This window comes from Nonomuraea antimicrobica (assembly GCF_039536965.1).
GTDB lineage: Bacteria > Actinomycetota > Actinomycetes > Streptosporangiales > Streptosporangiaceae > Nonomuraea > Nonomuraea antimicrobica.
Window position 1 is genome coordinate 1 of sequence record NZ_BAAAZP010000242.1, and the last position, 507, is coordinate 507.

The following is a 507-nucleotide window of genomic DNA, read 5'->3' on the forward strand; positions in this document are numbered from 1 at the left end:
GCCGCACGGCCGACACCGTACTCATCTTGCATCTCAGGCTCGGTCGGCAACTGGTCGCCTGGTTTCCACCGGAGCGCCTTGATGTCGTCGCGGACCGCTGCGGCGACGCTCAAGCCTGGGGTGTCCGCGCCCGTACCGTCCTCGGGAGGGTTGACCATGCACCCAACGGTACCGCGAGCGGGCGATGAGATTAGACCTATTCAGAAGGAGTGCGGGGGTACGTGCCGCGCCCAGCGACCGTGTAGACCAAGCCGCGCTCCCGCACCAGCGCCAGAGCCCGCCGCACTGTGCCCTTGGCGACGTCGTACCGCTGCGCGAGCTGCGTCTCTGATGGCAACGGCATGTCCTGCTGGAAATCGCCGGCCTCGACCTTCGCCGCCAGATCGTCGGCGATCGACTGGAACACCCATCCCGAGCGCGCCTCGCGCGGAGCCTTCTCCGGGCCGACGAACGAGCCTTCGCCTCTGATCGTGTAGATGACGCCCGCCCCGCGCAGCTCCCGAATCG

General features: G+C 68.0%; 2 protein-coding genes. Both read right to left on the reverse strand.

Annotated features, from left to right (window positions below; all coding sequences use genetic code 11):
• Window positions 1–158: GntR family transcriptional regulator (locus ABD844_RS53545; RefSeq protein WP_425568808.1), on the reverse strand; the 158-nt coding region annotated here is incomplete at its 3' end.
• A gap of 38 nt (window positions 159–196) precedes the next feature.
• Window positions 197–507: GntR family transcriptional regulator (locus ABD844_RS52080; RefSeq protein ID WP_344897493.1), on the reverse strand; the 311-nt coding region annotated here is incomplete at its 5' end.